Below are 24,771 nucleotides of genomic sequence, written 5' to 3'. Positions count from 1 at the left end.
CGCGTGGTGCTGGCGGTCGTGCCGTATGTGGACTACTTCTTTTATGCGTTGCCATTTCTCGGCTCACCGTTCGGCAACACACCCTGGATCGGCATCACGATGCGGGCGGCCTTCCATCATCACGAGGCCGGTGTGCGTGCGCCGCGCCGTCCGCTGGTGAATGCGCTCAAGGAGCAGCTATTTCGCCGGGCGGTCCGTACCAGCGGCCTGAAGACCTTGCTGACCATCGACCCGACGCTGTCCGACTGGTGCGCAAGCCACCCCGAACCCGGCGCGGCGCCCGTGCAGTATCTCGCCGACCCCAGCCCCGATGCCGTGCCAGGCGACCCGTGGCTCGCCCGCGAGCGGCTCGGTCTCCCCGGCTATGGGCAGTATGTGCTGGTGTACGGCTCGATCGGCGAACGCAAGGGCATCTTCGAGCTCATCGACGCATTGGCTGCGCGCGAGGACGCACCGACGCTGGTGATCGCCGGCGCCCAGGAGAAGGACGCGCGAGCGCCCTTGCGCGACGCGCTGGCGCAACTGACCCCGGAGCCGGTGGTGCTCGACCGCTTCATCGACAGCGACGCGGAACAGGATCTCGTCTCGGCCTGCGACATCATCTGGCTCGGCTATAAAGGGCACTACGGCATGAGCGGTGTGCTGGTACAGGCGTATCGCGCCGGCCGGCCGGTGATCGCCACGGCCGACGGACTGATAGGCTGGTTTTGCCGGGATGGCGAACTCGGCCCGGTGATCGAAGATCTCACGCCAGACTCGATCAATCAGGCTCTCGACACGCTGCTGGATTCCATCTGGGTGAGACCGGGCGCGTCGAACGGCCATCTGCTCGAGCGCAACACCCTGGCTCACTTCAAGCAGACGTTGCAGTCGGCGATTCAGGTGTCGTCGGCGCGCCAGACTCGCGGCGCGGCCTCGCTGCCCACTCAAGCGGCAGTGCCAAGGCCATAAGCGGACCCTGAACAGGATCCTTGGTGAAGAACCCCTGAGCAGGACCCTCAAGCGAAGAACCCCTAAGCATTACCCGCCATCGGTGGTCCTCCCGCTACGAGACCTGTCCACCGACCGCCGGCACTTCCAGTTCCTCCGGCATGCCCTCGCCCTTCGCGCCCTTGCGGCGAGCCGGGAAAATCGCATCGCGGATACGCAGGAACGGGAACTCGATGGCGCGTGTCGTCACGTAGCCGATTACGATCGCAATCACGAACTGCGCGATCAGCACCGGCGCCCATGCGGCGATGGCCGGCACATGCAATGCCGCAAACTTGCGGATCAGCAAATCGCCCGGTGCAAGCGCCAGCGAATGCCACAGGTAGATGCCGTACGAGTAGACGCCGATCCACGCCACCGCGCGAAACAGCCAGGCTTCGCGCAGCTTCTGCGAGTACTCGATGGTCAGCACGATCAACGCGCAAAAGCCGAGCGCCTGGATCGTATAGCCGATGCTCTCGTCGAGCGGAATGTTCTTCGTGGCGAGCACGAGCCACGCAACAAGCGCCAGCACCAGCGCTATCAGGGTTTTCTTGCGCGCGGCGAAGCGGCGGTAAAGCTCCGGCTTCATCCAGTACACCGCCGCCAGAATCACGCCGAACAGCAGGCTGTCGATGCGATATTGCGTGTAGAAGAACGCGGCGTCCAGATTGCCGTTCGCGACTATCGCGCAGCGCGCCGCCAGCACGATCACGCAGAGGGTCAGTAGCGTGGCGATGACCGCATTCGCACGCAGCTTGAGCGCTGCGACGATCATCAGGAGTGCCGGCAGAAACAGATAGAAGTGCTCTTCGACCGCGAGGCTCCAGGTCTGGGTAATCGACGAACCCAGATAGTTCTGCATATGCGTGAGGTTCTGCACCAGGAAGGTGCTGGTCGGATGACGGCCCGAGAGCACATGAAACAGGATCAGCACATAGTAGGCAGGCCAGATCTTGAAGATCCGCCGGATGATGAAGCGTCGCGCATCGATGCGGCCCACCCTGGCATACTGCTTGAGCAGCAACCCACCCACCAGGAAGCCGCTCAGCGTGAAGAACAGGTTGACCCCTTCACGGCCGAAACTCTTCAGCGGATACTCAATGGCCGCGATAATCGCACTGCCCGTTTGCACGCTGTGGAAATGAAAACCCATCACCGCAATGATCGCGAGGCCTCGAATAAAATCGAGCTCGATCGAGCGTTGGGGCCCCTTGCTATTTTCTGTCCCGAACCAGCGCATGATTTTCCCCCCTGACACGGAATTGACGTGTTCAAAACGTGTTTCCGCCATCGGTCCTCTTATCTTCTTGTGGCAGATACGGTTTGATCCGCCAACATCACGGCTTTCGCGGCCATTGTGTGTACTGTTGGCGAACTCCAACGCCCGTGTGCGAAGACGTACCAAGGCAGCAGTCGATTCACGCCGAAGACTAGCCGCCGTGCGCCTCACGAGGCGGCTACGGGAATGTGCACTGCTATATTCGAAACCATAATTGGGGGAATCCGGTGCCATGAAGATCTTGCATCTGCTGTCGACGCTCGACCCGCGCGCGGGTGGCCCCACCGAAGGCGTGCGGCAAAGCGGCGTCAACATGACCGCGCTCGGCCATCGGATTGAAGTCGCGACTGTCGACGACCCGTCTGCTCCGTGGCTCGAATCCTTCCCCCTACCCGTTCATGCACTCGGCCCCGCCAAGGGCTTCTACGGGCTCACGCCGAAGCTCGTGCCGTGGCTCAAGGCACACGCAGCCTCGTTCGATGCCGTGATCGTCAACGGCCTATGGCAGTACCACAGCTATGCCGCATGGAAAGCACTGCGGCATCTCGACGTGCCCTACTACGTGTTTCCGCATGGCATGCTCGATCCGTGGTTCAAGCGCACCTATCCGCTCAAGCATCTCAAGAAGTCCCTGTATTGGCCGTGGGCTGAGTACCGGGTCTTGCGAGATGCGACGCGTGTGATGTTTACCGCTCAGGAAGAATGCCGCCTCGCCCGCGAATCATTCAGGCTCTACCAGGCCAATGAAGAAGTCGTGGCGTTCGGGACCAACCGGCCGCCCGCCGGCGCAGCAAACCTGCGCGAAGCGTTTTACGCCGCCTATCCGGCCTTGCGCGGCAAACGGCTGATCCTGTTCCTCGGCCGTATTCATCCCAAGAAGGGTTGCGATCTGCTGTTGCGCGCGTTTGCCGCGGCGCGCGATCTCGATCCAGCGGCGCATCTCGTGATGGCCGGCCCGGACGGCGGCGAGTGGATGGCAACGCTGAAAACGCTGAGTGCCGAACTCGGGATCGACAGCCGCGTCACATGGACCGGCATGCTGCAGGACGATCGAAAGTGGGGGGCGTTCTATGCCGCCGATACGTTCGTGCTGCCGTCACACCAGGAGAACTTCGGCATTGCTGTGGCCGAGGCGCTCGCCTGTGGTCTTCCCGCGCTGATCTCAGACAAGGTGAATATCTGGCGTGAAGTCGCAGCAGACGGTGCGGGCTTCGTGGCGCCCGATACCGTTGCAGGCACAATCGCCAACCTCACACGCTGGCTGAAACTCGACGCAACCGAAGCGCAGACGATGCGCCAGCAGGCGTTGCACTGCTTCGAGCAGCACTTCACGGTGGATGCGATGTCGGCCGATCTGCTGCGCGTGTTGCAACAGGGCTGCCGCAAGCAAGGCGCAGAGAAGCGTTCGCCACTAGCGCTGGGGCAAGGTTAGGTTACCGAAGCGTACCCGCCCAACCCCAACGTCGTACGCGATACCCCCTTCGGGGCACGCCGCGCGTCCCCTTCACTTCTTCGCCAGAAACAGCAGGTCCTCGCCCAGCGGCCGCACCTCAGCCGCGAACGGCAATTTCTCGCCCACCAGTTCTCCACCTGCTGCCGGCGCCTGCGTCAGCGTCGCGAGGTTCGCCTGCAGCCCGGGCTCGCGGCCCTTGAGCGCCCGCGCAATGTGTTCGGCCAACCGCAACGTCAGGGCCACGATCGTGATGGTCGGGAAATTCGCACCCACCGTCGGGAACACCGAACTGCCGGCCACGTACAGATTGGCGATGCCATGCACCTTGCAATCGCGATCCACTACACCTTGGCGCGGCGAATCGTGCATACGGGTGGTCCCCATGTGGTGCCACGTGCCTTCGATCTGTTCGGGCCATGGTCGCCCTTCGAGCGGCGCGTCGAGCGAGACGCTCGCCACCCCGCCCAGTTGCATCTCCTGCGCGAGCAATGCGTTGGTACGGTCGAAGGTGCGCTTCACCAGCTCCGTCAACTGCCAGTCCACTTTCACACGATGCATGCCGAGACGATCGCGCTGCGTCGACAAGGTCACGCGGCTATCGCGATTGGGTTCGGCCTCGACGATAGTCTGGAACTTCACGTCGGTGATCAGCGCACGCGGTTGAAACAGGCGTGCCGCACCGAAGCAGCCAGCCTCAACCGGATGCAGCGCCATTGTCGCGATGTCACGGCGCAGGCTCCAGCCCGGCTGGTCCTTTTTCAACAAGGCCTGCTTGCAGCGGATCAGCGCTTCGGCGCCGTCGGTGTTCTCGCCATAGAACATCGAATAGAACCACACGCGCGCGTTGAGCAGCTTCTCGCGTTCGAGCACCTCCAGGGTCAGCGCGAACTGCGACGAGATATGCTGGCCGTGGGCCTTCACCGCGTCGTTCTGGTAGTGATACTTGATGTCGTAAAGCTTGTTGCGCGCCCACGCCGGATTGAAGCGAATGCTGCCCGACATGATCCGCGGATGGTCCATGAAATAGCGGCCCACCAGATCGTGACCGTTGCCGAGGCCCACTGCCTGCACCTTGTTCGCCGCCAGCAGCAGGCGCGCATTCTCGATGCCGCCCGTGGCCAGGATGAAGATTTTCGCAGTCACCACGAAGCGGCGCCCGCTCAGCGTGCCGACCTGCACGCGCGAAACATTCTGCGCCTGGGTATCCGCGTCGATATCGAGCACGTTGGCATTGAGGAAGACGCGTACATGGCGCGATTTCTGCAATTCGCCGCGATACAGTTTGCCAAAGCGCACGGGCGGGCTGAACTGCGAGATCGTGTCGCGCACGTTGCCGCTCGGAAGCGGATGCCGGCGCACATCGGGACGGTTGATCGAGCTCTCCCAAAACGCCGGATCGAAATTCTGCGGTCCGAGCTTGAGCAGGTCGTGTGTACGCACGTAGTAGGGCTTCAGTTCCTCGAGGCCGAATGGCCAGCCGCTGTCCTTGACCCAGTCACGCTTTTCGAAGTCCCAGGGATCGAGCGGGCGGCACCAGCCACCCCAGCAATTGCTGCTGCCGCCGAGAAAGCGGCTGCGGCTGCCATCTGCAAACGTATAGGGAATGCCGACGTTCTCGCCGCGATACAGGTCGCGTGTCTCGTCATCGGCCTTGTAACCGCCGCTCTCGAGCAGGCATGTGTCGATGCCAAGCTTGCTCATTTCGAGCGCGAACGTAATACCGGCTACACCTGCTCCGATTATGCAAACGGTGGTCCCAATGACCGACCGCTCTTCCACAACCCGGCTGTCGATGAACATCCCCGCTCCCGTGATTCTTGTGCAGCCGCCGTACCGGCACTCCACGCCGTGCCACCCAATGTTCCTGAGCATTGCAGAGAGACTTTGCGGTACACGCACTTGTGATGACGTCACCTGGCCCGCGACGACATCCAGTGGTACGTGTTCAGGCACCTCTGCACTGCTGTCGACATGCCGCTCGATACGGTCTGCTGTCGCCCGGGATGAACGGTCCCGAATACCCCAAGTACTGCCATCTATCTTTCATGCGGATCGCGAACAACGGTGTTCGCTATCGCGCATTACTGCACGCGTTGCGGCGCAAACCGCTGCTTGATAAAGCGCGCCGGATTGCCACCATAAACACCGTTGGCCGCCAGCGAGCGATGCACCACCGAAAGTGGTGTCACGAGCGCGGAACGGCCGATCGTCACGCCCATCTGCACAACGCATTTCGACGCGATCCACACGCCGTCTTCGATCACGATGGGCGCCACACGCAGATCCATGTTGGTGGCGTAGTCGTGTGAGCCGGCGGTGAGAAAAACGCCCTGCGAGATGCACACGTTCGAGCCGATACGGATCAGCGCCTGGTTGTAGATCCACGCATCGACGCCGAACCAGGAGTTCGCGCCGACTTCGAGATTCCATGGCGCCTTGATGCGTAGTGGATGCATGAAACGGCAGTTGGGGCCGATCTTCGCGCCGAATCGACGCAACAGCGCAACGCGCAGCGCCGAGAACGGCACCAGCTTGTTGTTGATGACGCATGCTTCGACCACGAACCACAACGCCTCGGTCAGGCGGCTCACCTGCCGCACATAATTGCCCTTGCCCGCGAGGCTGAGATCGATGACCGGGCAGACCGCCGGCGTCGCCTTTGCGGCATCCGCCTGCCATTCCCGCGCTGCATCGAGTTCGTTGAGTTCGTCGCGTTTCATCTGAGTATTGCGCTCCACTTGCATACTGCAACCTCGATGTGGGCCTTCGCCCACCGTCGCTGCCAGGCACTATTTCGCCTTGTAGCATTACGTAATAAATTGGCACAGTCCTCGCGAGGTTTCGTTCTTGCTAACGCCGATTGGCTTGATGCGCACAGGCTTTGTCGGCTTTGGACTGGCATCTTATTAGGGACGTTGCGTGGTTGACACTACCATTAGCATGACGCAGCGCGATAGCGCGTGCCGCCAACCTGTAGTATCCGGACGTCTCGTCATGAAACCTCTTGCCCTGCACATCACGCGCTCCTCCTTCCTCGCACTGGCTTGTAGCGCAATCTGCGTTGCAAGCTATGGCCAGTCGCTTGCGACCTACGGCAACGCCCCCGCTGCCGAAGCAGAAGGTGCAGCTGCCGCTGCGAATCGCGCTGGCGACCGCGCCACGTTTACACCCGGCACCAACGATGCCTCGCTGCTGGGCGGGCCGACTGCGTATGGCGATGTCTATCGCGCCCAGACGCTCGACGACAACCAGCAGCAAAACGTCCCTGCTACAGCCGCCAATCCGCAGGGCGGTGGCGTCACGCCGGTTGAGCATATGCTCACCAACCCCGGCACGCCGCAGCCTGGCGGTGCTGCCCTGCGCACCGCAAACGCCGGCAACACAGGACTCAAGGCTGGCGGCAATGCCGCCACTGCGGGCCGCGGGGTCGCCACGGGCGTGTTGAGCGAGGATCCGAATATCGCCGCACAGCAGCTCTACGGCAACAGCAAGGCGACGCAACAGCTCTACGGCAGCGGCGCAGCAACCGGTGTCGGTCAACGCGAAATCTACAAGTCGCCCTGGTAAAAGCCACGCGTCCGGCGCGCGGCAATCACACTCAGTCGACCTGGGTCGGCTCCAGCGGCGCTGCCGCCAGCTTCTTGTGTGCTAGACCGCTGGCTGGGTCCTGACCTCGCGGGTCACCAACAGCACCACCGCCACTGCCGCTTACAGCCGCGCTGTCCTGCCCACACAACTCCACTAGCTTCCTGTTCAACGCACTGAACACGCTTGTACTCGACAGTGCGCGTTCGGCGTATTCGCGTCCCGCTGCGCCGAGCGCCGCACGCCGTGCCGGATCGGCGGCCAGCGTCACGATCGCTTCAACCAGCGCTTCGACGTTCTCGGGCGGCACAACCACACCACGCGGCGCCACGACGTCATGGAGCTCGGTCCCTGGGCAGGCCATCGCGACAATCGCCCGGCCACTCGCCAGCATGCCATTTAGCTTGGACGGCATCACCAGATCCGCAGCGCCGCCACGTTGCGGCAGCACGTGAATGTCGGCCAGATTGAGCAACTGGTTTAACTGACGCGCGGGCTGCAACGCCATAAAACTGCAGTTAGACAGATCGGCGCAGCGCGTTTCGAGCATGGCCCGCGCCGGCCCGTTTCCGCAAAACACAAAACTGATGTCGGGGCGCCCCGCAAGTTGGACGGCAGCCTCGGCGAGCACTTCAAGCCCTTGCTTCGATCCCATGTTGCCGGCATACAGGATCACGGTCTGCGGCGAACTCCGCTTCTCGAGTCCGAGCAGCTCCCGGTAATAGCGGGCGTGCACCAGCGGCACGATGGCGCGGGTATCGACCCAGTTCGGCAAACAGTACGCCTTGAGCGGATCGACGCCCTTGAGGATGGCGCGCTCGACCATCTTGGCGGAGAGACTCGACACGACGTCGAAGCGCGTCAACAGCCAGCGCTCGACCGCGAGCGCGATACGCCTGGAACGCGAGCCCTGGATGAGTCCGAGATCGAACGCCGCATCCACCTCGTAGTCCTGAATGTGCAGCCACGCGCTCGCCCTGCTCAAACGTGCCACGAGCCAGGCGGCGGGCGCGCTCATCAGACTCGGCGCGATGCTCATCACAACATCGGGACGCCACGCGAGTTGCGCCGCGAGAACCGGCAACGACGTCAGCGTATAACTCGCCAGATGCAGGAGACGCGCAACGCCGGTGGGCCGTGCCGGCACCCACAGCGGCACTCGCTGCACCCGCACGCCGTTGCGCATTTCGCGGCGATAGCGCCATGCGCTGAAGCTTTCGGCGACGCGCCACTGCGGGTAATACGGCGGCCCGCAAACGACCCGCACCTCATGACCTTCGCAGACCAGCGCTTCCGCCATCTCAGCAGTATATTTGCCGACTCCGGTGAGCTCTGGCGCGTAGTTGAGCCCCACAATCAGTATTTTCATACCCATCCCCATTCGGCACATCACGCGACGCGCGCCGGCGCCTGCGTGTCAATTTTTGCAACCGCTTCCTCGTCAACCTAGCTTGCGAGCATCACCGCGCAGCCTCTCGCGATGTTCGACGCGGCGTTCGGTGGATCGAAGCGCTGAATGACATCCATGCAGGCGCGCGCGGTTTTCTCCGTATCCGCAAACGCCTCAAGGGCTTTTAGCATCGTGCGATGCAGCGACGCACCGTCGCCGGAGCGAAACGCGTAGCCGGTCACGGCGTCGATCACGAGTTCGGGCACACAGCCGCAGTTGTCGCTGACCACCGCCGGACAGCCATGGCTGAGCGCTTCGTTGACGACAAGACCCCACGGCTCGCTGAAGCTCGGCAGCACCAGGCACGAAGCGCCGAAATATTCGCGCGACAGCCCTTCGTCCTGCAGGCTGCCGACGAAGCACACGGCCTCGCCGAGTCCGCTTTCATCCGCCCGCTTCTGGAGTTGCTCGCCCTGCGGCCCGGTACCGACAATGCGTAGCCTTGCTTGTGGAATGCGCTGGCGGATCGCGGCAAACGCATCGAGCAACGCCTCGACACCCTTCTCCTGCGAAAGCCGGCCAACGAACAGAAACACCGGATCCTGGTTGCTGCGCGCATGCAGACGCTCGTCGAGCGCGTGCTCCGGCACGAACGACCATGGCAAGGCCGCCGCCTGACACGGCACGAAGATCCGTTCACGTTTCGCGCCAAGCGACATCAGGTACTCGCGGCTGCGCTCGCCAAAGCCGAAATAGCCGTCGCACAACGAGAAAAATACCCGCTTCGGAATCGACGTCAGCAAGCGGCGCGGCCGGTCGCGCCCGGTGGAATCGCAGAACACCGCGCGGCGCTTGCCGGTCGCAATGCAGGCGAGCAGCATCGCCCAATACTCGGGCCGATGGTAGCCAGGCAGCACCACGAGATCGGCCGGTGTGCGCAAGACTTCCATCGTGAGGCGGTACATCATGCGCCACGTCGGCACGTCCTCGTAGCAGCCGTTGAACAGCGTGCGCATCGGATAGCGGTGGTACGAATAGTCCACCTCGGAAAAGCCGAGCCGGAAGTGTTCGGTTTCGGAAATCTGCACGATCGAATATTTGATCGGGCTCGCCGCCGAAATCGTATGCAGTGCAGAGAAAACTACAGCCTTGTGGCGCGACCAGACCACGTTATGAAAGATCGTGACCGAACCCGTCGCCATGTCACACCGTCCTTTCGGAAAGCGTGGCCGCGCCAAAGCGCGTGACGAAGTCGCGATAGGTCGCCTCGATGCCTTCCTGCAAACCAATGCTTGCCCGCCAGCCCATCCGTGCAAGACGCGATACGTCGAGGAGTTTGCGCGGCGTGCCGTCAGGCTTCGAGGTGTCGAAAACAATCTCGCCGTCGAAGCCAACCGTATCGGCGACCTGCTGCGCCACCTCACGGATCGACAGGTCGTCGCCCATGCCGACGTTCAACAGCCCATCGGCCACCTCGCGATCCAGCACGAACTCGGTGGCTGCCGCCAGGTCGTCGACATGCAGAAACTCGCGGCGCGGCGTGCCGGTGCCCCACACGGTCAGCACGCTGTCGCCGTGCAGTTTTGCTTCGTGTGCCTTGCGAATCAGCGCCGGCAGCACGTGGCTGCTGCGCAGATCGTAGTTGTCGTTCGGGCCATACAGATTGGTCGGCATTAGCGCGACGAACTTCGTGCCGTACTGGCGGTTGTACGCCTCGCACAGCTTGAGCCCGGCGATCTTGGCAATCGCGTAAGGCTCGTTGGTCGCTTCGAGGGGCGAGCTCAACAGATACTCTTCCTCGATCGGCTGCGGGCAGTTCTTCGGATAGATGCACGACGAGCCGAAGAACACAAGTCGCGTCACGCCTGCCTGATAGGCTGCGTGAATCACGTTGGTCTCGATGGCGAGATTCTGATAGATGAAGTCAGCCGGCTGCGTGGCGTTGGCGAGTATGCCGCCCACGCGCGCTGCCGCAAGCAGGACGACATCCACGCGCTCAGCGGCGAAAAAGCGCTGCACTTCCTTCTGGTCCAGCAGGTCGAGCTCCGTGTGCGTTCTCGTCAGAATGTCCGTGTAACCGTCTTCCCGCAGACGGCGTACCAGTGCCGAGCCGACCATACCGCGATGGCCGGCCACGAAGATGCGTGCGCTCTTGTCCATAACCGTTACTCTCGATGTTATTCGTGATGTTCGAGGGCCTTGAAACCGGCCAGCGTCACCAGCGCGTCGCGACGCGCAATCTGGAAATCCGAGCGCACCATTTCCTTGACGAGCGTCAGGAACGGCGTGGTCGGTCTCCAACCCAGTTTGGCATGCGCCTTCGACGGATCGCCGAGCAGCGTCTGCACCTCGGTCGGCCGGAAGTAGCGCGGATCGACCCGCACGAGCACGTGGCCCGGCGAAAGGCGCGTTTCCTTGCCCTCCACCCTGTCGACGATACCGACTTCATCCACGCCTTGGCCCTCGAAGCGCACCATCACGCCCAACTCCGCAGCCGCGGCCTGGACGAATTCGCGCACGCTGTACTGCTGGCCCGTGGCGATCACGAAGTCTTCGGGCTCCTCCTGCTGCAGCATCAGCCATTGCATCTCGACGTAGTCGCGCGCATGGCCCCAGTCGCGCATGGCGGACAGGTTGCCGAGGTACATGTCGTCTTGCAGGCCCACCGCGACCCGCGCAAGGGCGCGGGTGATCTTGCGCGTCACGAAGGTTTCGCCGCGCACCGGCGACTCGTGGTTGAACAGGATGCCGTTGCAGGCATACATGCCATACGCTTCGCGATAGTTGACGGTGATCCAGTACGCGTACAGCTTCGCCACGGCGTACGGACTGCGCGGATAGAACGGCGTGGTCTCTTTCTGCGGCGTTTCCCGCACGAGCCCATACAGTTCGGAGGTGGACGCCTGATAGAAACGGGTCTTTTTCTCGAGTCCGACAATGCGCATCGCCTCCAGAATCCGCAGCGTGCCCAGGCCGTCCGCATTGGCGGTGTACTCCGGTTCCTCGAACGACACCGCGACGTGGCTCTGCGCAGCCAGGTTGTAGATCTCGTCCGGCTGCACGCGCTGAATGATGCGCACCATGCTCGACGAATCGGTCAGATCGCCGTGATGCAAAAAGAAATGCCGGTCGTTCACGTGCGGATCGCACATCAGGTGATCGATCCGATCGGTATTGAACAGCGACGTACGGCGCTTGATGCCGTGCACGTCGTAGCCCTTGGCGAGCAGCAGGTCGGCGAGATACGAGCCGTCCTGGCCTGTCACGCCGGTAATCAAAGCGACCTTACGATCCATTGTCTTCCCCTCGTCGAAACGTTTGACTACAGTGCTGCGCGTGCGGCGGCCAACCGCACGCGCGTAGAAATCGTCTTGCCTGACCACACGACGCGTGACGCACGCGCCGCATCAATCTGCGCGGCTTTCGTATCCGTAGTAGCCGGTGTAACCACCCAGGTTGAGCTTCGGCGGCGGCACATCGGTCAACAGCACGCCGTGCAGGTTGACGCCTGCATTGACGAGGCGCTTGAGTGCTTCGGAGATTTCCGTCGGCGGATGGCGGCCGTGGCGCACCACCATCAGCGTGGTGCCGGCATGCTTGCCGATCAGGGCGGCGTCGGTTACGGCCAGCACCGGCGGCGTATCGACGATCACCAGGTCGTAGACCCGCCCGAAATGTTCGAGCAGGGTCCGGAAGCGGTCGCTCATCAGCAGCTCGGACGGGTTGCCCGGCAAGCCGCCCTTGGTGAGCACGTCGAGGCCGGGCAGCACATCGCGCAGCACGCACTCCTGAATATCCGCGCCATTCAGCACGTCGGCGAGACCCGGGGTATGCGGCAGACCGAAATGCTTGTGGATATCGCCGCGCCGCATGTCGCCGTCGATCAGCAGCACGCGTTTGTGTGCCGAAGCCACCAGCGCCGACAGATTGACCGACATGAACGACTTGCCGGCATCCGGCCGCGAGCCGGTCAGCATGACGACGTTATTGCGTGCCGAGGTCAGCGCGTACTGCAGCGTGGTGCGCAGGCTGCGCACGCCTTCCACGGCGACGTCGTCCGGCGCCTGAGCGGCGAGCACGTGCACGCCAGCGCGACGTAAGCCGACATTGCGCTGCACGCGAATCTGCAGGTTGCTGCGCGGCACCACCGCACAAACCGGCACGCCGAGCAGCGATTCGATTTCCGTGGTGTTCTGCACGCCGCCATACAGCGTCTTGCGCGTGAATGCCGCAAGGATGCCGAGCACGAGGCCAAGGCCGGTGCTGATCAGGATCAGCAAGGCGCGTTGCGGGCGCACGGGATCGTCAGCCGGCTCGGCATAGTCGACCACGCGCACGTTGCCCACCTGGCCCGCCTTGACGATGCGCAACTGCTGCGCGCTGTTAAGCAGGTTGGTGTAAAGCTCAGTATCGACGCGGACGTCGCGCAACATCCGCAGCGCGGTCTGCTCGGTGTCCGGCAGCGTCGACACGTTACGCGTCAAGCCGCCCTGCACGCTTTGCAACTGGGCAATCTGCGCGTCGAGCGCGGCCACCGCCGGATGCGCGGCGGTAAAACGCGTGGCCAGTTCAGCGCGCTGTTGCTGCAGATCCACGAGTTTGGTCTTGTTCTCGACGATCTGTTGCAGCAGCAGCCGGCTTTCTTCGCTCAGATCGACCGTGCCCTCCTTGTTACGGAAGGTGTTGTAGCGCTGCTCGGCCTGATCGAGTTCGGTGCGCAACTGCGGCAACTGCTGGTCGAGAAACGCCAGCGTATGTTCAGCCTCGGCCGACTTTCGGTCGATGTCCTGCTGCACGTACTGACGGGCAATGTTATTGACAATCGCCGCCGTCAGTTCGCTATCGGCGCCTTCGAGCGTCACCGCGATGATGCCCGACTGCACGGTCGTCTCTACCACGTTGAGTTCTTTCTGCAGCTTGTTGACCGTATCGAGCGTCGACGCGCGGCTCAGACTGAACTGCGTGCCTGGGCGCGCGGTCAACTGGTCGATCTGCAGCCGCACGGGACCGCGCGAGGTGGTGCCGACCGCGAGCTGTCCGGTCCGCGCACGCAGCACTTCAGCGCCGCTTCCGTCCGTCACCACATACGAGTCGTCCGGCAGGACGGTCAGCGCAAACGGCTTGTCGTACATTTCCTTGGGCGTGTCGAACAGCGAGACGGTGATCTGCTCGCCGCCCCATCCGTACTGCGGCATGCCGAACAGCGGCGAGGCGAGACCGTCGCTGCCGCGCCAGCGCGCCAGCATGTTGCCGATCACGGGGAAATGATGCGGCGTCGCGGTGATGTCGAGATGGAGCTTGCGCACTGTTTCATCGATCACGAGCCGCGAACGGAGCAACTCGATCTGTGCCGAGGTCACCGCCTTGGTGTCGAAAATCGACGCCATGGTCTGCAATGCGTCCTTGTTGCCGTTGGCATTGCCGCCGTTGCCGTCGTTTGCGGTGTCCTCCACCTGGATCATCGCGTCGGCGCGGTACACCGGCGTCTGCACGAACGCCACCGTCGTGCCGATTAGCAGCGCCGATAGCATCACCACGAGGATCATCCGCCAATGCTGCGAAATGACGGTCAGGTAGTCAGACAGACGCAGCTCGTCGGCGCTCTGGACATCGACATATCGGTTTTCAAAATTGGTAGCCATGGTGTCATCAATCCCGCACAACAATTACGTTGAATCGGCGTGTCGCGCCGGGTACGGTCCTGCCCCAACGTACCCGGCTACGGCTTACTTCGTCACGATTGCCGCAGTCAGTCCTGCGTTGACCAGCGGCAACAACAGGTTCAGCACGCGGTTAAAGCGCACCAGCCCGCCCGCGTCCACATACACGACATCTTTCGGCTCCAGTTCGAACTGGTTCGCGAGCAGCATCGAGACCGGCGAAGTGGCGTCGAGATGCCAGACCTGCGGCTTGATTCCGGGGCCACCGCGAATCACGTAGAGTTCCTTCGCGGCCGCGGTGGCGGAATTCAGGCTGCCCGCCTGCGAGATCGCCTCGCCGAGCGAGAGCTTGCCGTTCTTCATCGGCAACACCGTCGCGGGCTTGTTGACTTCGCCCATCACGTAAACACCGTAGTCTTCACGTGCCTCGACACGCAGCAGATCGCCGTTCTGCAGCATGATCTTCGAGGGGTTCTGATTGTTGTGCAGCATCTGCGAGACATTGATGTAATAGGTTTTGTCGTCGCGCACGATCACCACGTGGCCCTGGTCGGCGGTCGGGGCAAAGCCGCCCGCACGGCTAATCGCCTCGGTCAACGTCATCGGAATGTCGTTGATGGTTTGCGAGCCGGGCGCGCGCACTTCGCCGTCAATGTAGACCTGCGATGCGCGGAACGACGCGATGCGCACAGTGACCTGAGGCTTGACCATCACCTTGCCGAGATCGGCGGTAATCCTGCGCTGCACCTGCTCCGCGCTTTCGCCCGCTACGTGCAGCGTGCCGACATACGGAAACTGCAGGTTGCCTTCGTGATCGACCAGAAAGCCCAGCGCGGCATCCGAGGGACGCGAGGGTGCGACCGGCTGACCGAGCGCGGCCGCCAGTTCCGGGTGATCCCAGACGGTAATCTGCAGCACGTCGCCGGGTCCGACCTTGTAAGGTCCGACGGTACCTAACAGCGGCGTCAGATCATTGCCGTCGCCGCTCACCATCGACTGGTGCTCCTGCTGGATGGTGGCCAGCGTGATATCGGTGATCGGAATCTCCTGCGAGCCAGTCGCCTTGCCATCGTCAGTATTGCTAACCGGCAGGCTTGGCGGCTGAACCATACGCTGGCCAGGCACCACCGAGCACGCTGCCAGCATCGCAACAGCCGCCATGATGCCGAACAACCGCGCACGCTCAATTGCCGTGTGCCTGGCACCAACCCTGTACGTCGCGCTTTTTATTTGACTCATTTCAGTCTCCCTCACCGCGTCAATATGCATTGTTATGTACCAGGCCTTTGACGATCGTTGCAGCGATGATGCGCATGTCCAACCCAAAGGACCAGTTACCGAGGTAATACAGGTCATGCTCCACACGCCGCTCCATTTTTTCGATCCGATCGGTCTCGCCGCGATAGCCGTTGATCTGCGCCCATCCGGTGATGCCCGGCTTGATCCGGTAACGCTGGATGTAGCCAGCCACCACCTTCTGATACAGATCGTCATGCTCAAGGGCGTGCGGGCGCGGTCCGACGACCGACATATCGCCGCGCAGCACGTTGAAGAATTGCGGTAGCTCGTCGAGACTGGTGCGGCGCAGGAACGCGCCGACCCGCGTAATGCGCTCGTCGTGACGGGTCGCCTGACGCAGCGTTCCGGCCTTTTCGGTGTGCAACCGCATGGAGCGGAACTTGTAGATGGTGAAGACGCGGCCGTCGGCGCCCTTGCGTTTCTGCCTGAACAACACAGGTCCGCGCGAGGACAGCTTCACCGCAACCGCAATGCCCAGCAGCAGCGGCGCGAGCGAAATCAGCGCGACGGCGGCGAACAGGCGATCGAACATCTCCTTTTGCAGCTCCGAGGTCTGCGACAACGGCGAGGCGACCAGGTTGATGGCCGGCACACCGAGCAGATCGATCATCGAGCTCTCGAACATCGCGACGCTGCGCAGATCGGGCATGAAGCGGATGTTGACGAGGTCTTCACGCAGTTCCTTCACGCACTCGTAGATCGTGTGTTCTTCGGAAAGCGGCAACGCCAGCCACAGCTCATGGACGTCCTGCGCGCGGATGTAGTCGGTGAAGGTGCGCAGATCGTCGAAGGCCGGGACCGTCGGAATCACGTTGCTGAGCGCCGGGCCATCGTGCAACACGTCGAGCACCGCCGCGGTACGAAAGCCCGCCGCCGTGCAGCCGTCGATCTTGCGCACCAGCTCCGCCGCGTGCGAGCCGCGCCCCACCACCGCCACCTTGCGCAGATTCAGACCGGCCACGCGCATGCGCGCCAACACGCGGTGCACGACGATCCGCGAGACGATCATCAGGGCGCCGGTCATGGCGGTCCAGTAAGCGAACCACAGGCGCGAGACGAAGTCGCTACGGTGCAGGGTGAACATCAACACGAGCGCGCAGGTTTGTACGGTCAGCCACGCGAGCGACACCTGGCCGGCCAACCCCATCTTCGAGCGGCCGCGCCACGACTCATAGACGCCGAAGGCGGGAAAAAGCGCGAGGGCGAACGCCGCCGCGAACGCGACGAAGGCGTAATAGAAACTGCGCTGCCCGATGTCGTCAAAGCGTATCTGGGACGCGAAATAGGCGCCCGAAACGACCAGCACGACATCCAGCACGCGCGCGGCCAACGCTACAGGCTTGATCATTTTTCTCTCCCCACCACCTGCATTGAAACGGTTTCGCCAACTACGCCAGACTCAATTGCAGCGGCCGTACGTATCGTCGAACCGCACGATATCGTCTTCGCCGAGGTACGATCCTGATTGAACTTCGATGATTTCGAGCGGCACCTTGCCGGGGTTTTCAAGCCTGTGACGTACGCCGAGCGGAATGTAGGTCGACTCGTTTTCGCTCAGGAGAAAGCTTTCCTCACCGCGCGTGACCATCGCCGTGCCGCGCACGACGACCCAGTGTTCTGCGCGATGGTGATGCAGTTGCAGCGAGAGCCGCGAACCCGGTTCGACCACGATGCGCTTCACCTGGAAGCGGTCGCCCTGATCGATGGAATCGTAAAAGCCCCATGGGCGCCGCACCTTGCGGTGTGCATCGGCCTCGGGCGAGCGGTCGGCCTTGATGCGTGCGACCAGCCCCTTGACCTCCTGGACGTGCGAGCGGTCGGCGACCAGTACGGCGTCCGCGGTTTCGACTACAACGATATTGCTGAGGCCTACGCAGGCCACCAGCCGCCCTTCCGAGTGCGCGTACGAAGAGTTGCTGCCTTCGAACACCACGCGGCCACGGCCGACATTGCCGGCGTCGTCCTTGTCGAGCGCATCCCACACAGCGTCCCACGATCCCAGATCGGACCAGCCGGCCACCAGCGGCACGACGACACCCTCGAAGGGCTGGCCGTCCGGTCCTGCTGTATTGAGCCGCTCCATCACGGCATAATCGATCGAATCGGACGGCGCCTTGGCAAACGCCTCCGCGTTTGGCCGGAAGAACGCACCATCCGTCTTGCCGCCGGCCACCGCGGCGAGGCAAGCCTCGGCCATGGCAGGTTGCAGACGTTCGACCAGTTCGAGCCATACCGAAGCGCGCACGACGAAGATGCCGCTGTTCCACCAGTACGCACCCGAGGCGACGTATTGCGTGGCCAGTTCGAGCGCGGGCTTTTCGACGAAACGGTCGATACGGAAAGTGTCCGGTTCGATCTCGGCGCCGAGGCGGATATAGCCGAATGCAGTGTCGGGCCGCGTCGGCGGCACGCCGAGCGTGGCGATTGCGCCGCGCTGCGCATGCTCGGCGGCGCGTGCGAGGGCCTGCTGGAAGGCAACGGTGTCGAGCACGGCGTGATCGGCCGGCATCGCGACCAGAATCGCGTCCTCGCCGCCGGCTATCCCCAGTGCGGCAGCGAGCGTCAACGCCGGTGCCGTGTCGCGACGCGCGGGCTCAACGATGAGTTGCGCCTCGACGCCGTTCTCGCGCAACTGTTCGGCCGTCACGAAGCGATGCTCTTCGCCACAGATGATGATCGGCGCGGACCTGACCGTCCATTGCGCGGAAAAGCCTTGCATGCGGGAGACAGTGTCCTGCAGCAGCGATTGCGTGCCGATTACGTCGATCAACTGTTTGGGGTGGTTCTCGCGCGATAGCGGCCAAAGGCGGGTTCCCGAGCCGCCCGCAAGAATCACGGGGGCAATGCTCAAACCGATCAACGGCTGTTCGGTAAATGTCAGTTTCTCCGCGCCGTCGCCGGTGCTGCCGTCCTGGTCGGCGTTATCCCGGTACGCATTTTCCATTTTTAGTACTCCTACACCTAAATAGGGCGTTCTTTTCGTTGACAGGCTGCGGTGCGCAAACACGCGCATCCAAGCCACGCTCACGGGCGGCCTGCCCCGTTCGCACCCCCAGATCTCAGGCGGCGATGCCGCTCGCCGTTCCCGGATCCGTCGTGTTTATTCCTGCGTAACAGTACGGCTGCGAGCGCGGTATTCCGTCGGTGAAAGCGCCATGCGTTTGCGGAAAATTTTCGCCAGCCGGTCGCCATTGCCGGTGCCGCTGCGCCTTGCAATCTTGTCCACGGGCAACTCCGTTTCCGCAAGGAAGTTGCATGCGATACGCAAGCGAACCTGCAACAGGTAATCGGATGGCGTGACGTGCATCTCGTGCTTGAAGCGGCGCAGGAAATTGCGTTCGCTCATGGCCGCCACATGCGCCGCATCGGCTACCGACACCGGTCGATCGCAGTTGGCCTCCATCCAGCGGGCCGCCGCACGGATCTTTTCGCCAACGCTCATCGTGCCGCCCTCGGCGAGCCGTGGCATCAACGCCGCGCCCATGCCGGGCATGACGCGATCGGCGACATTGCGGGCCACGTCGAGACCCAGATCGCGCTTGATGGACATCAGCGCGCTCTTGCTCGAGTCATGGTGGTCGTTGGCTTCGCTGAGCGTGCTGTCGTTCGCGACATGCGTCAGATACGGACTCGTATGTCTGATGTCGTCGTGTTCGGCGAGACCCGCGGCCGCCAGGATCAGACGGCCTTCGGCGATCGGCTCGATGGTGCGGGTACGGGCACGCACCGAGCGCAACCACCCGAGCAGGCGTTCATCGCGTGCCGCCAGGTTGGCGCCATAGCCACCCGCTACGAACAGCACATCGAAGCCGGTGTTGTAGCGTGCGTCGACGCCATCCGTCCACATCCGTGCGGATGACGAACTGGCAATGCTGCCGCCTTCCATCGAGAGGAATTGCACTTCATAAGGAGGGTCGTCGCCGCCATGCGCGGTGGCAATCTCGTTGGCCGTATGGAACATCTCGGCCACGATGCCCGCGCCCAGCAAGCCGAATCGTTCGAACAACAGGATGCCTACGCGGCGCGCTGCACATCGCACATTCACGTTAGGCGTATGCAGCCAGGTAATCCTCGCGGTATCAACGGACATATGCGGCATGATCTTCCCCTACCATGTCATGCGTTGCGGGCCGAATCTTCTGATTTTCTAACTTTTTAATAACATTGCACTGCATCATATCCACGCCGAAAATCGCCGTTGACGACAGTGACCGAAATGCGCGCGATGTTGGCGGATTGCGTCGCTATATATAAATTCGCAAAATGGAAATTCGATGCGAACGTACAACAGCTTGGCTAATCGCGACATTTGACTCATTGATATTGTCGTGCCGGATTGGCGGAACGTATAAAACATCAGATGAATCAAAACAGTCTACTGGACGAGCGCAAGCCGGTACGGCAGGCGAAATCGCCGGAAACCGGCAATGTTGCGCTGCATGTGAAAGGAGTCCGCGGGGGAATCCTCGTACGATGGCCTGTTTTGAACTTTATGATGCATTGCACCAAGCACGTCGCGTACCAGCCTGATGTGGCGCGGGGTTGCGGGGTGGAGCCCCTGGCCGTGCGGCCCCGGACAGCGAAAAACGTTTCAAAGGTGAAATTACCAGAGGCACCCAGATCGGCTTTAAGCAAATGGAACGAAGAAGTAAGGCCTTTATTATTTTCTAAAAACGCCGCGAATACCCTATTTACAACCCACGACCGAATTTGTTTCAAAACCATACAGAATCTGGAGCTGTCGAAAATGTTTCAATACTGAAACGCCGTGCCAATTCAATAAGTCTGATCTATTTGTTTTTCCAGATTTAGAATCGGCTTGCGCATAAGCATCCGGTTATGCCAACAGCGTTTCATCCGGGTAACTATTTCGCACGTCAGACGATTTATCCTGACGGCGGCAGGCATCTATTACTGATTAATAAGCAGCGCGATCGCAGCATTGCATATTTTGTCTGTAAGCTCACGCGGCTTGCACAACGCGCGACGTTTATTGCTCCGATGACCTGGAGTTTGTCGTGGCGTACCAGGTGCGCGTCCCCTATGCTGAGATTTGACACCAGAAGCGGGCATACACCGGCGATGAGGGTGCCAGCGTTGCACCACGTTGACGAATCGCTGCACCGCGCGTGGCACAGCCAAAAACAATCGGTGAGATGCGTGGTGTAACGCACTGGACGGGGTTTTATCGTGTGCCTGAATGATGTGAGTATTGCCTCCGCCATGTTCACGGCGCTACTCGCGCGCGCCGTTGCGTCATTCTTCGGACCATCATGAGACACACACCGCCCTCGCAGCACGAGCTTGCGCCACCTGTGTCCCTCTTTCGGCGTGGCGGATTTTCACTGACGACGCTCGTGCTTCGTCTGATGGTGGCGCTCACCATCGCCGCCTGCAGCCAGCACGACGTCGCGGCGAACGCGGCCACGGAAGGCGATCAGCAAGCCCCACAGGCATCATCGGCGCGGACCGCCAGTCCGGCGGCGACCCCGTGCGCCGCCGAGCGCGGCTTTTGCCGCTTCTCCGGCACCGAACAGATTCGCTATGGCACCTCGAGCCGCTATGTCGTGCTCACGCTCACCGGTGGCAAGCCTTGCAATAACAGCGTATTCGGCGACCCGGCACCGGGCTCGCAAAAGAGTTGCTGGATCGTGCGTACGTCGGCGACGAACGCGGCGACGCAACCGAACCCAGGCGCAACGCTTGTCGCAGACGGAACCGACGCCCGCCCGCAGGATCCGCCGCCAGCCCCCGCTGCCGCGCCCCACCGCGCCGCTATCACCTGGACCGCATGCGCCAGTGAGCGCGGCACGTGTGCTTTCTCAGGTACGCACGACGTCAGATACGGCAGCGATGCAAAATATGTAATCCTGACCTTTACCGGCGGTACACCGTGCAACAACACCGTGTTCGGCGATCCGGCGCCCGGCGCGCAAAAGCGCTGCTGGTACGACAGCGGCGTCGCGCCGGCGCCCACGGCGACGTCGATCATCGCTACGCCTGGCAAGAGTGCGCTGACCTGTGGCGCACCGTCCGAGCCCGCCAACGCGGCGCCGGATGGCCCCGCGATCGAAGCGGATACACCCGGCAGCGACGGGACGCGCATGTTCGCCAACGGCCGCCCCTTCGCGGTGGATCTCACCACGCGTGCCAATCGGCGCGATACGCTCGACTGGCAGATTCTCGATACGTGGAGCAACGTGCGCGCGTCCGGGCAACTCCAGATCGCGAGCGGCCCGCAAGTCGTCACGCTCAATTGCGTATCGACGCTCGCCGGTTACTTTGCCGTCTCCGCGAGCCTGAGTTCGGCCGGCACAGAACTGCCGACTCGCGGCACGCGGCCGGTCGGCATGGCGACCTTCGGGGTACTGCCTGAACTGTCTGGCGTCATCACCCCGCCCACCTATGCGCGCGAGGATCTGCACCGTTTCGGCGGCCAGGGTTCGGCCTACGTGACGCCCGGCCAGCACTGCTGCTCGGGCGACGGCTACCGGCCGCTCTATTCCGATCTGGGACTGCGTTGGGTCAACGACAACCGCAACTGGTACATGATGGAGCCGAACGGGCCGAACACCTTCAACGCCGCGTCCTATCAGCTCGCACCGTTCCTCAAGGGCGGCGATCTGCTGCGTCTGATCCAGCTGGACGGTATCCCTGCATGGGCGAGCCCCACGCACGTCGCCACCCACAGCTATTTGCCGGTCTCGGTGCCGGCGTATGAGGCCTTCATGACCCGGGTCGGCCAGGAATCGAACCAGGTGCGCGCCCAGCACTTTCCCCGGCAATCGCGTAACTACTATCAGGTGACGTGGGAACCCGATTACAACAGCGGCTTGCCATGGAAGGACACGGATGCCAATCTCGTCGCGCTGTATCAGGCCACCTGGCAGGCCATTCACGCAAGCGATCCTAACGCGGTGATCATGGGCACCACCAACGCCTCGGTCGCCACCAATACAGAATGGCTGCAGCGGCTCCAGCCGCTCGGCATCGCGAAGTACCTCGACGGTGTGTCGATTCATGGCTACTACGACGTCGGCACCACGCCGTCGCATCCACCTGAGCGGCTCGTGGGCGACAGCGATCCGTCCAAGGCGGCCCAGTCGCTGCCGGCGACGATGCGCGCGCTGCGCCAGCAGATTGCCACGACGCTCAAACCCGGCGCGCGCCTGTTCGTCACCGAAACCGGCATCAGCTACGACATCGGCTCGAAATACGGCCCGAACACTCCGACGCCGAACGTGCTGTACGCCCAGGGTGCGCTGGTCGCGCGCACGCACCTGATCCTGCTCGGCGAAGGCGCCGATGTGACGTATCTGTTCTATGCGACCGACTTTCCGGACCAGACCGGTTATGGACTGTTCTTCGATCTCGCCGATCCCCAAGGTGGCTACGGGCCGTCCGCCATCAGCCCGAAGCCCGCGGCGATGGTCACCGCCGCGATGACGCGGCTTATCGACGGCACCAACACGCTCGGTGCGCTCAACAATCTGCCGGCCGGCGTCTATGCGTATGCGTTCCAGCAACTGAATAACGGCGCAGTGGTCACGGCCCTTTGGACCCATAACAATGCGGCCTGGAACGCCAGCAAGGGCTTCAGCGCGACCTATCAGGTGCCCTACAGCCTGCAGGTCGACGCACCGGGCAGCTCCGGCCAGGTGACGGTAGTCGACATGATGGGTAACCCGTCGAGCCTGCCTTACAGCAACGGCGTGGCCGCGCTCACGCTGACTGAGGCGCCGATCTACGTGATCTCGACCAATGCGGGCGTCGCTCGCGCCAACGTCACGACCCCAGCCGGCTATGTCGCGCAGTGAGGTTGTCCTGATGTGCAGAGAGTTCGGCGCATTTGGCAGGGATGCCGCTAGCGGACGCGCCGGCACGAAACGCTAGACTGAGATCTGCTCGCGCAGACGAATGAGGAGATCGACGCCACCATGCTTGCCCGCCCCGAATTCCTCGACGTCGTCCGCCTGACGCCGCTCATCTCGATCGACCTCATCGTCGTCGACGACCGGGGGCGGGTGCTGCTCGGGCGGCGCGTCAACCGTCCCGCACTGGGTGCATGGTTCGTCCCCGGCGGAAGGATCCACAAGGATGAGTCGCTAAGCGGCGCGTTCAGCCGGATCGCACGCGAGGAACTCGGGCTGGAGAACCAGTCGCAGAATACGGCCTGCTTTCGCGGCGTATTCGAACATCACTATGACGAAAACTTCGCAGGTGCGGCCGATATCTCGACCCACTACATCGTGCTTGGCTATATGCTGGTGCTGCGCGAAACCGGGCGTATCGGCCGGTTCGAACAGCACAGCGACTATGTCTGGATGACGCCGTCGGAGCTGCTGGCCTGCGCAGACGTGCATGAGAACACCAAGGCGTATTTCCGCTAGGAAGCTTAGAAGCACTTAATACACAGGCGCGGCGGCGGGTTTCGCAGCCGCGCATTGTCACACTCGGCTCACTCGGCCATCTCCGGACTATCCGCCGCAAGCTTCGCATTCAGATACGCCTCGAACCCGGCTTTCACCTCGGGATGCTTGAGCGCGAATTCGACCGTCGCCTTCAGGTAACCGAGTTTGCTGCCGCAGTCGAAGCGTTTGCCGTGGTAGCGGTATGCGAGCACCTGTTCGTCAGCGAGCAGCGACTGGATCGCATCGGTCAACTGGATCTCGCCGCCGGCGCCTGGTTGGGTCTTGCGCAGATGCCCGAAAATCCCCGGCGTCAGCACGTAGCGCCCCACTACACCGAGATTCGACGGCGCCTGTGCCGGTTCGGGCTTTTCCACCACGCCCGACATACGAAACACGCGGTCGTCCCATGCCTTGCCCTCGATTACGCCATAGGAACGCGTTTCCTGTGGCTCGATCTCCTCCACGCCGACCACCGAGCAGTGGTAATGGTCGAAAACGCCAATCATCTGCGTCAGCACGGGTGGGCGGCCGTCGATCAGATCGTCCGCCAGCATCACCGCAAACGGCTCGTCGCCAAGCAGCTTCTCGGCGCACAGAACCGCGTGACCGAGGCCGCGCGGCTCCGACTGCCGCACATAAAAGCAATCGACGTGGCTCGGCTTGATGCCGCGCACGAGGTCGAGCAGATCCTGCTTGCCGCGCGCCATCAGCTCGGCCTCGAT

The 24,771-nt window shown here is 62.6% G+C and carries 19 protein-coding genes; 6 read left to right on the top strand and 13 right to left on the bottom strand.

The genetic code is table 11. The features are described 5' to 3' along the window. The coding region (locus M0954_RS09425; RefSeq protein ID WP_297352815.1) for a glycosyltransferase at positions 1-951 on the top strand (951 nt) is incomplete at its 5' end. A 94-nt stretch (positions 952-1,045) separates the two neighbouring features. On the opposite strand, the gene M0954_RS09420 is transcribed toward M0954_RS09425, so the two are convergent. Beyond that, positions 1,046-2,212: an acyltransferase gene (locus tag M0954_RS09420; RefSeq protein ID WP_122155643.1), complete on the bottom strand. Its 1,167-nt coding sequence runs from the start codon at positions 2,210-2,212 to the stop codon at positions 1,046-1,048. 271 nt (positions 2,213-2,483) lie between these two features. On the opposite strand from M0954_RS09420, the gene M0954_RS09415 reads away from it, so the two are divergent. Next, a complete protein-coding gene (locus M0954_RS09415; RefSeq protein WP_133891383.1) occupies positions 2,484-3,683 on the top strand; it encodes a glycosyltransferase in 1,200 nt (399 codons plus the stop codon). Positions 3,684-3,755: 72 nt separating this feature from the next. On the opposite strand, the gene M0954_RS09410 is transcribed toward M0954_RS09415, so the two are convergent. Both M0954_RS09410 and M0954_RS09405 read right to left on the bottom strand, forming a co-directional pair. Then, complete coding sequence (locus tag M0954_RS09410; RefSeq protein ID WP_297352813.1) at positions 3,756-5,504, bottom strand: GMC oxidoreductase; 1,749 nt, start codon at positions 5,502-5,504, stop codon at positions 3,756-3,758. 281 nt (positions 5,505-5,785) lie between these two features. After that, positions 5,786-6,424, bottom strand: a complete 639-nt coding sequence (locus M0954_RS09405) for a putative colanic acid biosynthesis acetyltransferase (protein WP_297352811.1) — start codon at positions 6,422-6,424, stop codon at positions 5,786-5,788. A gap of 274 nt (positions 6,425-6,698) precedes the next feature. On the opposite strand from M0954_RS09405, the gene M0954_RS09400 reads away from it, so the two are divergent. Next, complete coding sequence (locus tag M0954_RS09400; protein WP_133891382.1) at positions 6,699-7,271, top strand: hypothetical protein; 573 nt, start codon at positions 6,699-6,701, stop codon at positions 7,269-7,271. Positions 7,272-7,302: 31 nt separating this feature from the next. Here M0954_RS09400 and M0954_RS09395 read toward each other — a convergent pair whose 3' ends face one another. The 9 genes from M0954_RS09395 to M0954_RS09355 all read right to left on the bottom strand — a co-directional run bounded on the left by M0954_RS09395 (position 7,303) and on the right by M0954_RS09355 (position 19,737). After that, the gene (locus M0954_RS09395; protein ID WP_297352809.1) at positions 7,303-8,658 is read right to left on the bottom strand and encodes a glycosyltransferase WbuB; all 1,356 of its coding nucleotides are present in this window, start codon (positions 8,656-8,658) and stop codon (positions 7,303-7,305) included. A gap of 77 nt (positions 8,659-8,735) precedes the next feature. Beyond that, positions 8,736-9,881, bottom strand: a complete 1,146-nt coding sequence (locus M0954_RS09390) for a glycosyltransferase family 4 protein (protein ID WP_122154312.1) — start codon at positions 9,879-9,881, stop codon at positions 8,736-8,738. A gap of 1 nt (position 9,882) precedes the next feature. Next, on the bottom strand, positions 9,883-10,839 hold the full coding sequence (locus M0954_RS09385) for a GDP-L-fucose synthase (RefSeq protein ID WP_122154311.1): 957 nt from the start codon (positions 10,837-10,839) through the stop codon (positions 9,883-9,885). 17 nt (positions 10,840-10,856) lie between these two features. Further along, positions 10,857-11,975, bottom strand: a complete 1,119-nt coding sequence (gene gmd, locus M0954_RS09380; RefSeq protein ID WP_122155640.1) for a GDP-mannose 4,6-dehydratase — start codon at positions 11,973-11,975, stop codon at positions 10,857-10,859. Positions 11,976-12,086: 111 nt separating this feature from the next. Then, positions 12,087-14,321: a polysaccharide biosynthesis tyrosine autokinase gene (locus M0954_RS09375; RefSeq protein ID WP_122154310.1), complete on the bottom strand. Its 2,235-nt coding sequence runs from the start codon at positions 14,319-14,321 to the stop codon at positions 12,087-12,089. Between the two features lie 84 nt (positions 14,322-14,405). Then, entirely contained in the window at positions 14,406-15,500 is a 1,095-nt protein-coding gene (locus M0954_RS09370; protein ID WP_122155639.1) for a polysaccharide biosynthesis/export family protein, read from the bottom strand. Between the two features lie 97 nt (positions 15,501-15,597). Continuing rightward, positions 15,598-16,986, bottom strand: a complete 1,389-nt coding sequence (locus M0954_RS09365) for an undecaprenyl-phosphate glucose phosphotransferase (protein WP_122154309.1) — start codon at positions 16,984-16,986, stop codon at positions 15,598-15,600. A gap of 51 nt (positions 16,987-17,037) precedes the next feature. Then, positions 17,038-18,582 carry a mannose-1-phosphate guanylyltransferase/mannose-6-phosphate isomerase gene (locus tag M0954_RS09360; protein ID WP_297352808.1) on the bottom strand — a complete coding sequence of 515 codons (1,545 nt, stop codon included), beginning with the start codon at positions 18,580-18,582 and terminating at the stop codon, positions 17,038-17,040. 156 nt (positions 18,583-18,738) lie between these two features. Continuing rightward, the gene (locus M0954_RS09355; protein ID WP_122154307.1) at positions 18,739-19,737 is read right to left on the bottom strand and encodes a GlxA family transcriptional regulator; all 999 of its coding nucleotides are present in this window, start codon (positions 19,735-19,737) and stop codon (positions 18,739-18,741) included. 261 nt (positions 19,738-19,998) lie between these two features. On the opposite strand from M0954_RS09355, the gene M0954_RS09350 reads away from it, so the two are divergent. The 3 genes from M0954_RS09350 (at position 19,999) to M0954_RS09340 (ending at position 24,028) form a co-directional block, all read left to right on the top strand. Next, entirely contained in the window at positions 19,999-20,400 is a 402-nt protein-coding gene (locus tag M0954_RS09350; RefSeq protein WP_297352806.1) for a hypothetical protein, read from the top strand. Between the two features lie 511 nt (positions 20,401-20,911). Continuing rightward, the gene (locus M0954_RS09345; protein ID WP_297352804.1) at positions 20,912-23,455 is read left to right on the top strand and encodes a hypothetical protein; all 2,544 of its coding nucleotides are present in this window, start codon (positions 20,912-20,914) and stop codon (positions 23,453-23,455) included. A gap of 120 nt (positions 23,456-23,575) precedes the next feature. Beyond that, entirely contained in the window at positions 23,576-24,028 is a 453-nt protein-coding gene (locus M0954_RS09340; RefSeq protein WP_122154305.1) for a GDP-mannose mannosyl hydrolase, read from the top strand. A gap of 68 nt (positions 24,029-24,096) precedes the next feature. Here M0954_RS09340 and M0954_RS09335 read toward each other — a convergent pair. Continuing rightward, on the bottom strand, positions 24,097-24,771 hold a 675-nt coding region (locus tag M0954_RS09335; RefSeq protein ID WP_297352802.1), incomplete at its 5' end, for a UTP--glucose-1-phosphate uridylyltransferase.

Origin of the sequence: Paraburkholderia sp. (assembly GCF_026225065.1) — a bacterium.
In the GTDB taxonomy this organism is placed as follows: domain Bacteria; phylum Pseudomonadota; class Gammaproteobacteria; order Burkholderiales; family Burkholderiaceae; genus Paraburkholderia.
This window is presented reverse-complemented; position numbering and strand designations above follow the sequence as displayed.

Coding starts and splice junctions, on each gene's coding strand:
- M0954_RS09420 (WP_122155643.1), bottom strand. CDS start 2,212: ATGCGCTGGTTCGGGACAGAAAATAGCAAGGGGCCCCAACGCTCGATC.
- M0954_RS09415 (WP_133891383.1), top strand. CDS start 2,484: ATGAAGATCTTGCATCTGCTGTCGACGCTCGACCCGCGCGCGGGTGGC.
- M0954_RS09410 (WP_297352813.1), bottom strand. CDS start 5,504: ATGTTCATCGACAGCCGGGTTGTGGAAGAGCGGTCGGTCATTGGGACC.
- M0954_RS09405 (WP_297352811.1), bottom strand. CDS start 6,424: ATGAAACGCGACGAACTCAACGAACTCGATGCAGCGCGGGAATGGCAG.
- M0954_RS09400 (WP_133891382.1), top strand. CDS start 6,699: ATGAAACCTCTTGCCCTGCACATCACGCGCTCCTCCTTCCTCGCACTG.
- M0954_RS09395 (WP_297352809.1), bottom strand. CDS start 8,658: ATGAAAATACTGATTGTGGGGCTCAACTACGCGCCAGAGCTCACCGGA.
- M0954_RS09390 (WP_122154312.1), bottom strand. CDS start 9,881: ATGGCGACGGGTTCGGTCACGATCTTTCATAACGTGGTCTGGTCGCGC.
- M0954_RS09385 (WP_122154311.1), bottom strand. CDS start 10,839: ATGGACAAGAGCGCACGCATCTTCGTGGCCGGCCATCGCGGTATGGTC.
- gmd (WP_122155640.1), bottom strand. CDS start 11,975: ATGGATCGTAAGGTCGCTTTGATTACCGGCGTGACAGGCCAGGACGGC.
- M0954_RS09375 (WP_122154310.1), bottom strand. CDS start 14,321: ATGGCTACCAATTTTGAAAACCGATATGTCGATGTCCAGAGCGCCGAC.
- M0954_RS09370 (WP_122155639.1), bottom strand. CDS start 15,500: ATGGCGGCTGTTGCGATGCTGGCAGCGTGCTCGGTGGTGCCTGGCCAG.
- M0954_RS09365 (WP_122154309.1), bottom strand. CDS start 16,986: ATGATCAAGCCTGTAGCGTTGGCCGCGCGCGTGCTGGATGTCGTGCTG.
- M0954_RS09360 (WP_297352808.1), bottom strand. CDS start 18,582: ATGGAAAATGCGTACCGGGATAACGCCGACCAGGACGGCAGCACCGGC.
- M0954_RS09355 (WP_122154307.1), bottom strand. CDS start 19,737: ATGCCGCATATGTCCGTTGATACCGCGAGGATTACCTGGCTGCATACG.
- M0954_RS09350 (WP_297352806.1), top strand. CDS start 19,999: ATGAATCAAAACAGTCTACTGGACGAGCGCAAGCCGGTACGGCAGGCG.
- M0954_RS09345 (WP_297352804.1), top strand. CDS start 20,912: ATGAGACACACACCGCCCTCGCAGCACGAGCTTGCGCCACCTGTGTCC.
- M0954_RS09340 (WP_122154305.1), top strand. CDS start 23,576: ATGCTTGCCCGCCCCGAATTCCTCGACGTCGTCCGCCTGACGCCGCTC.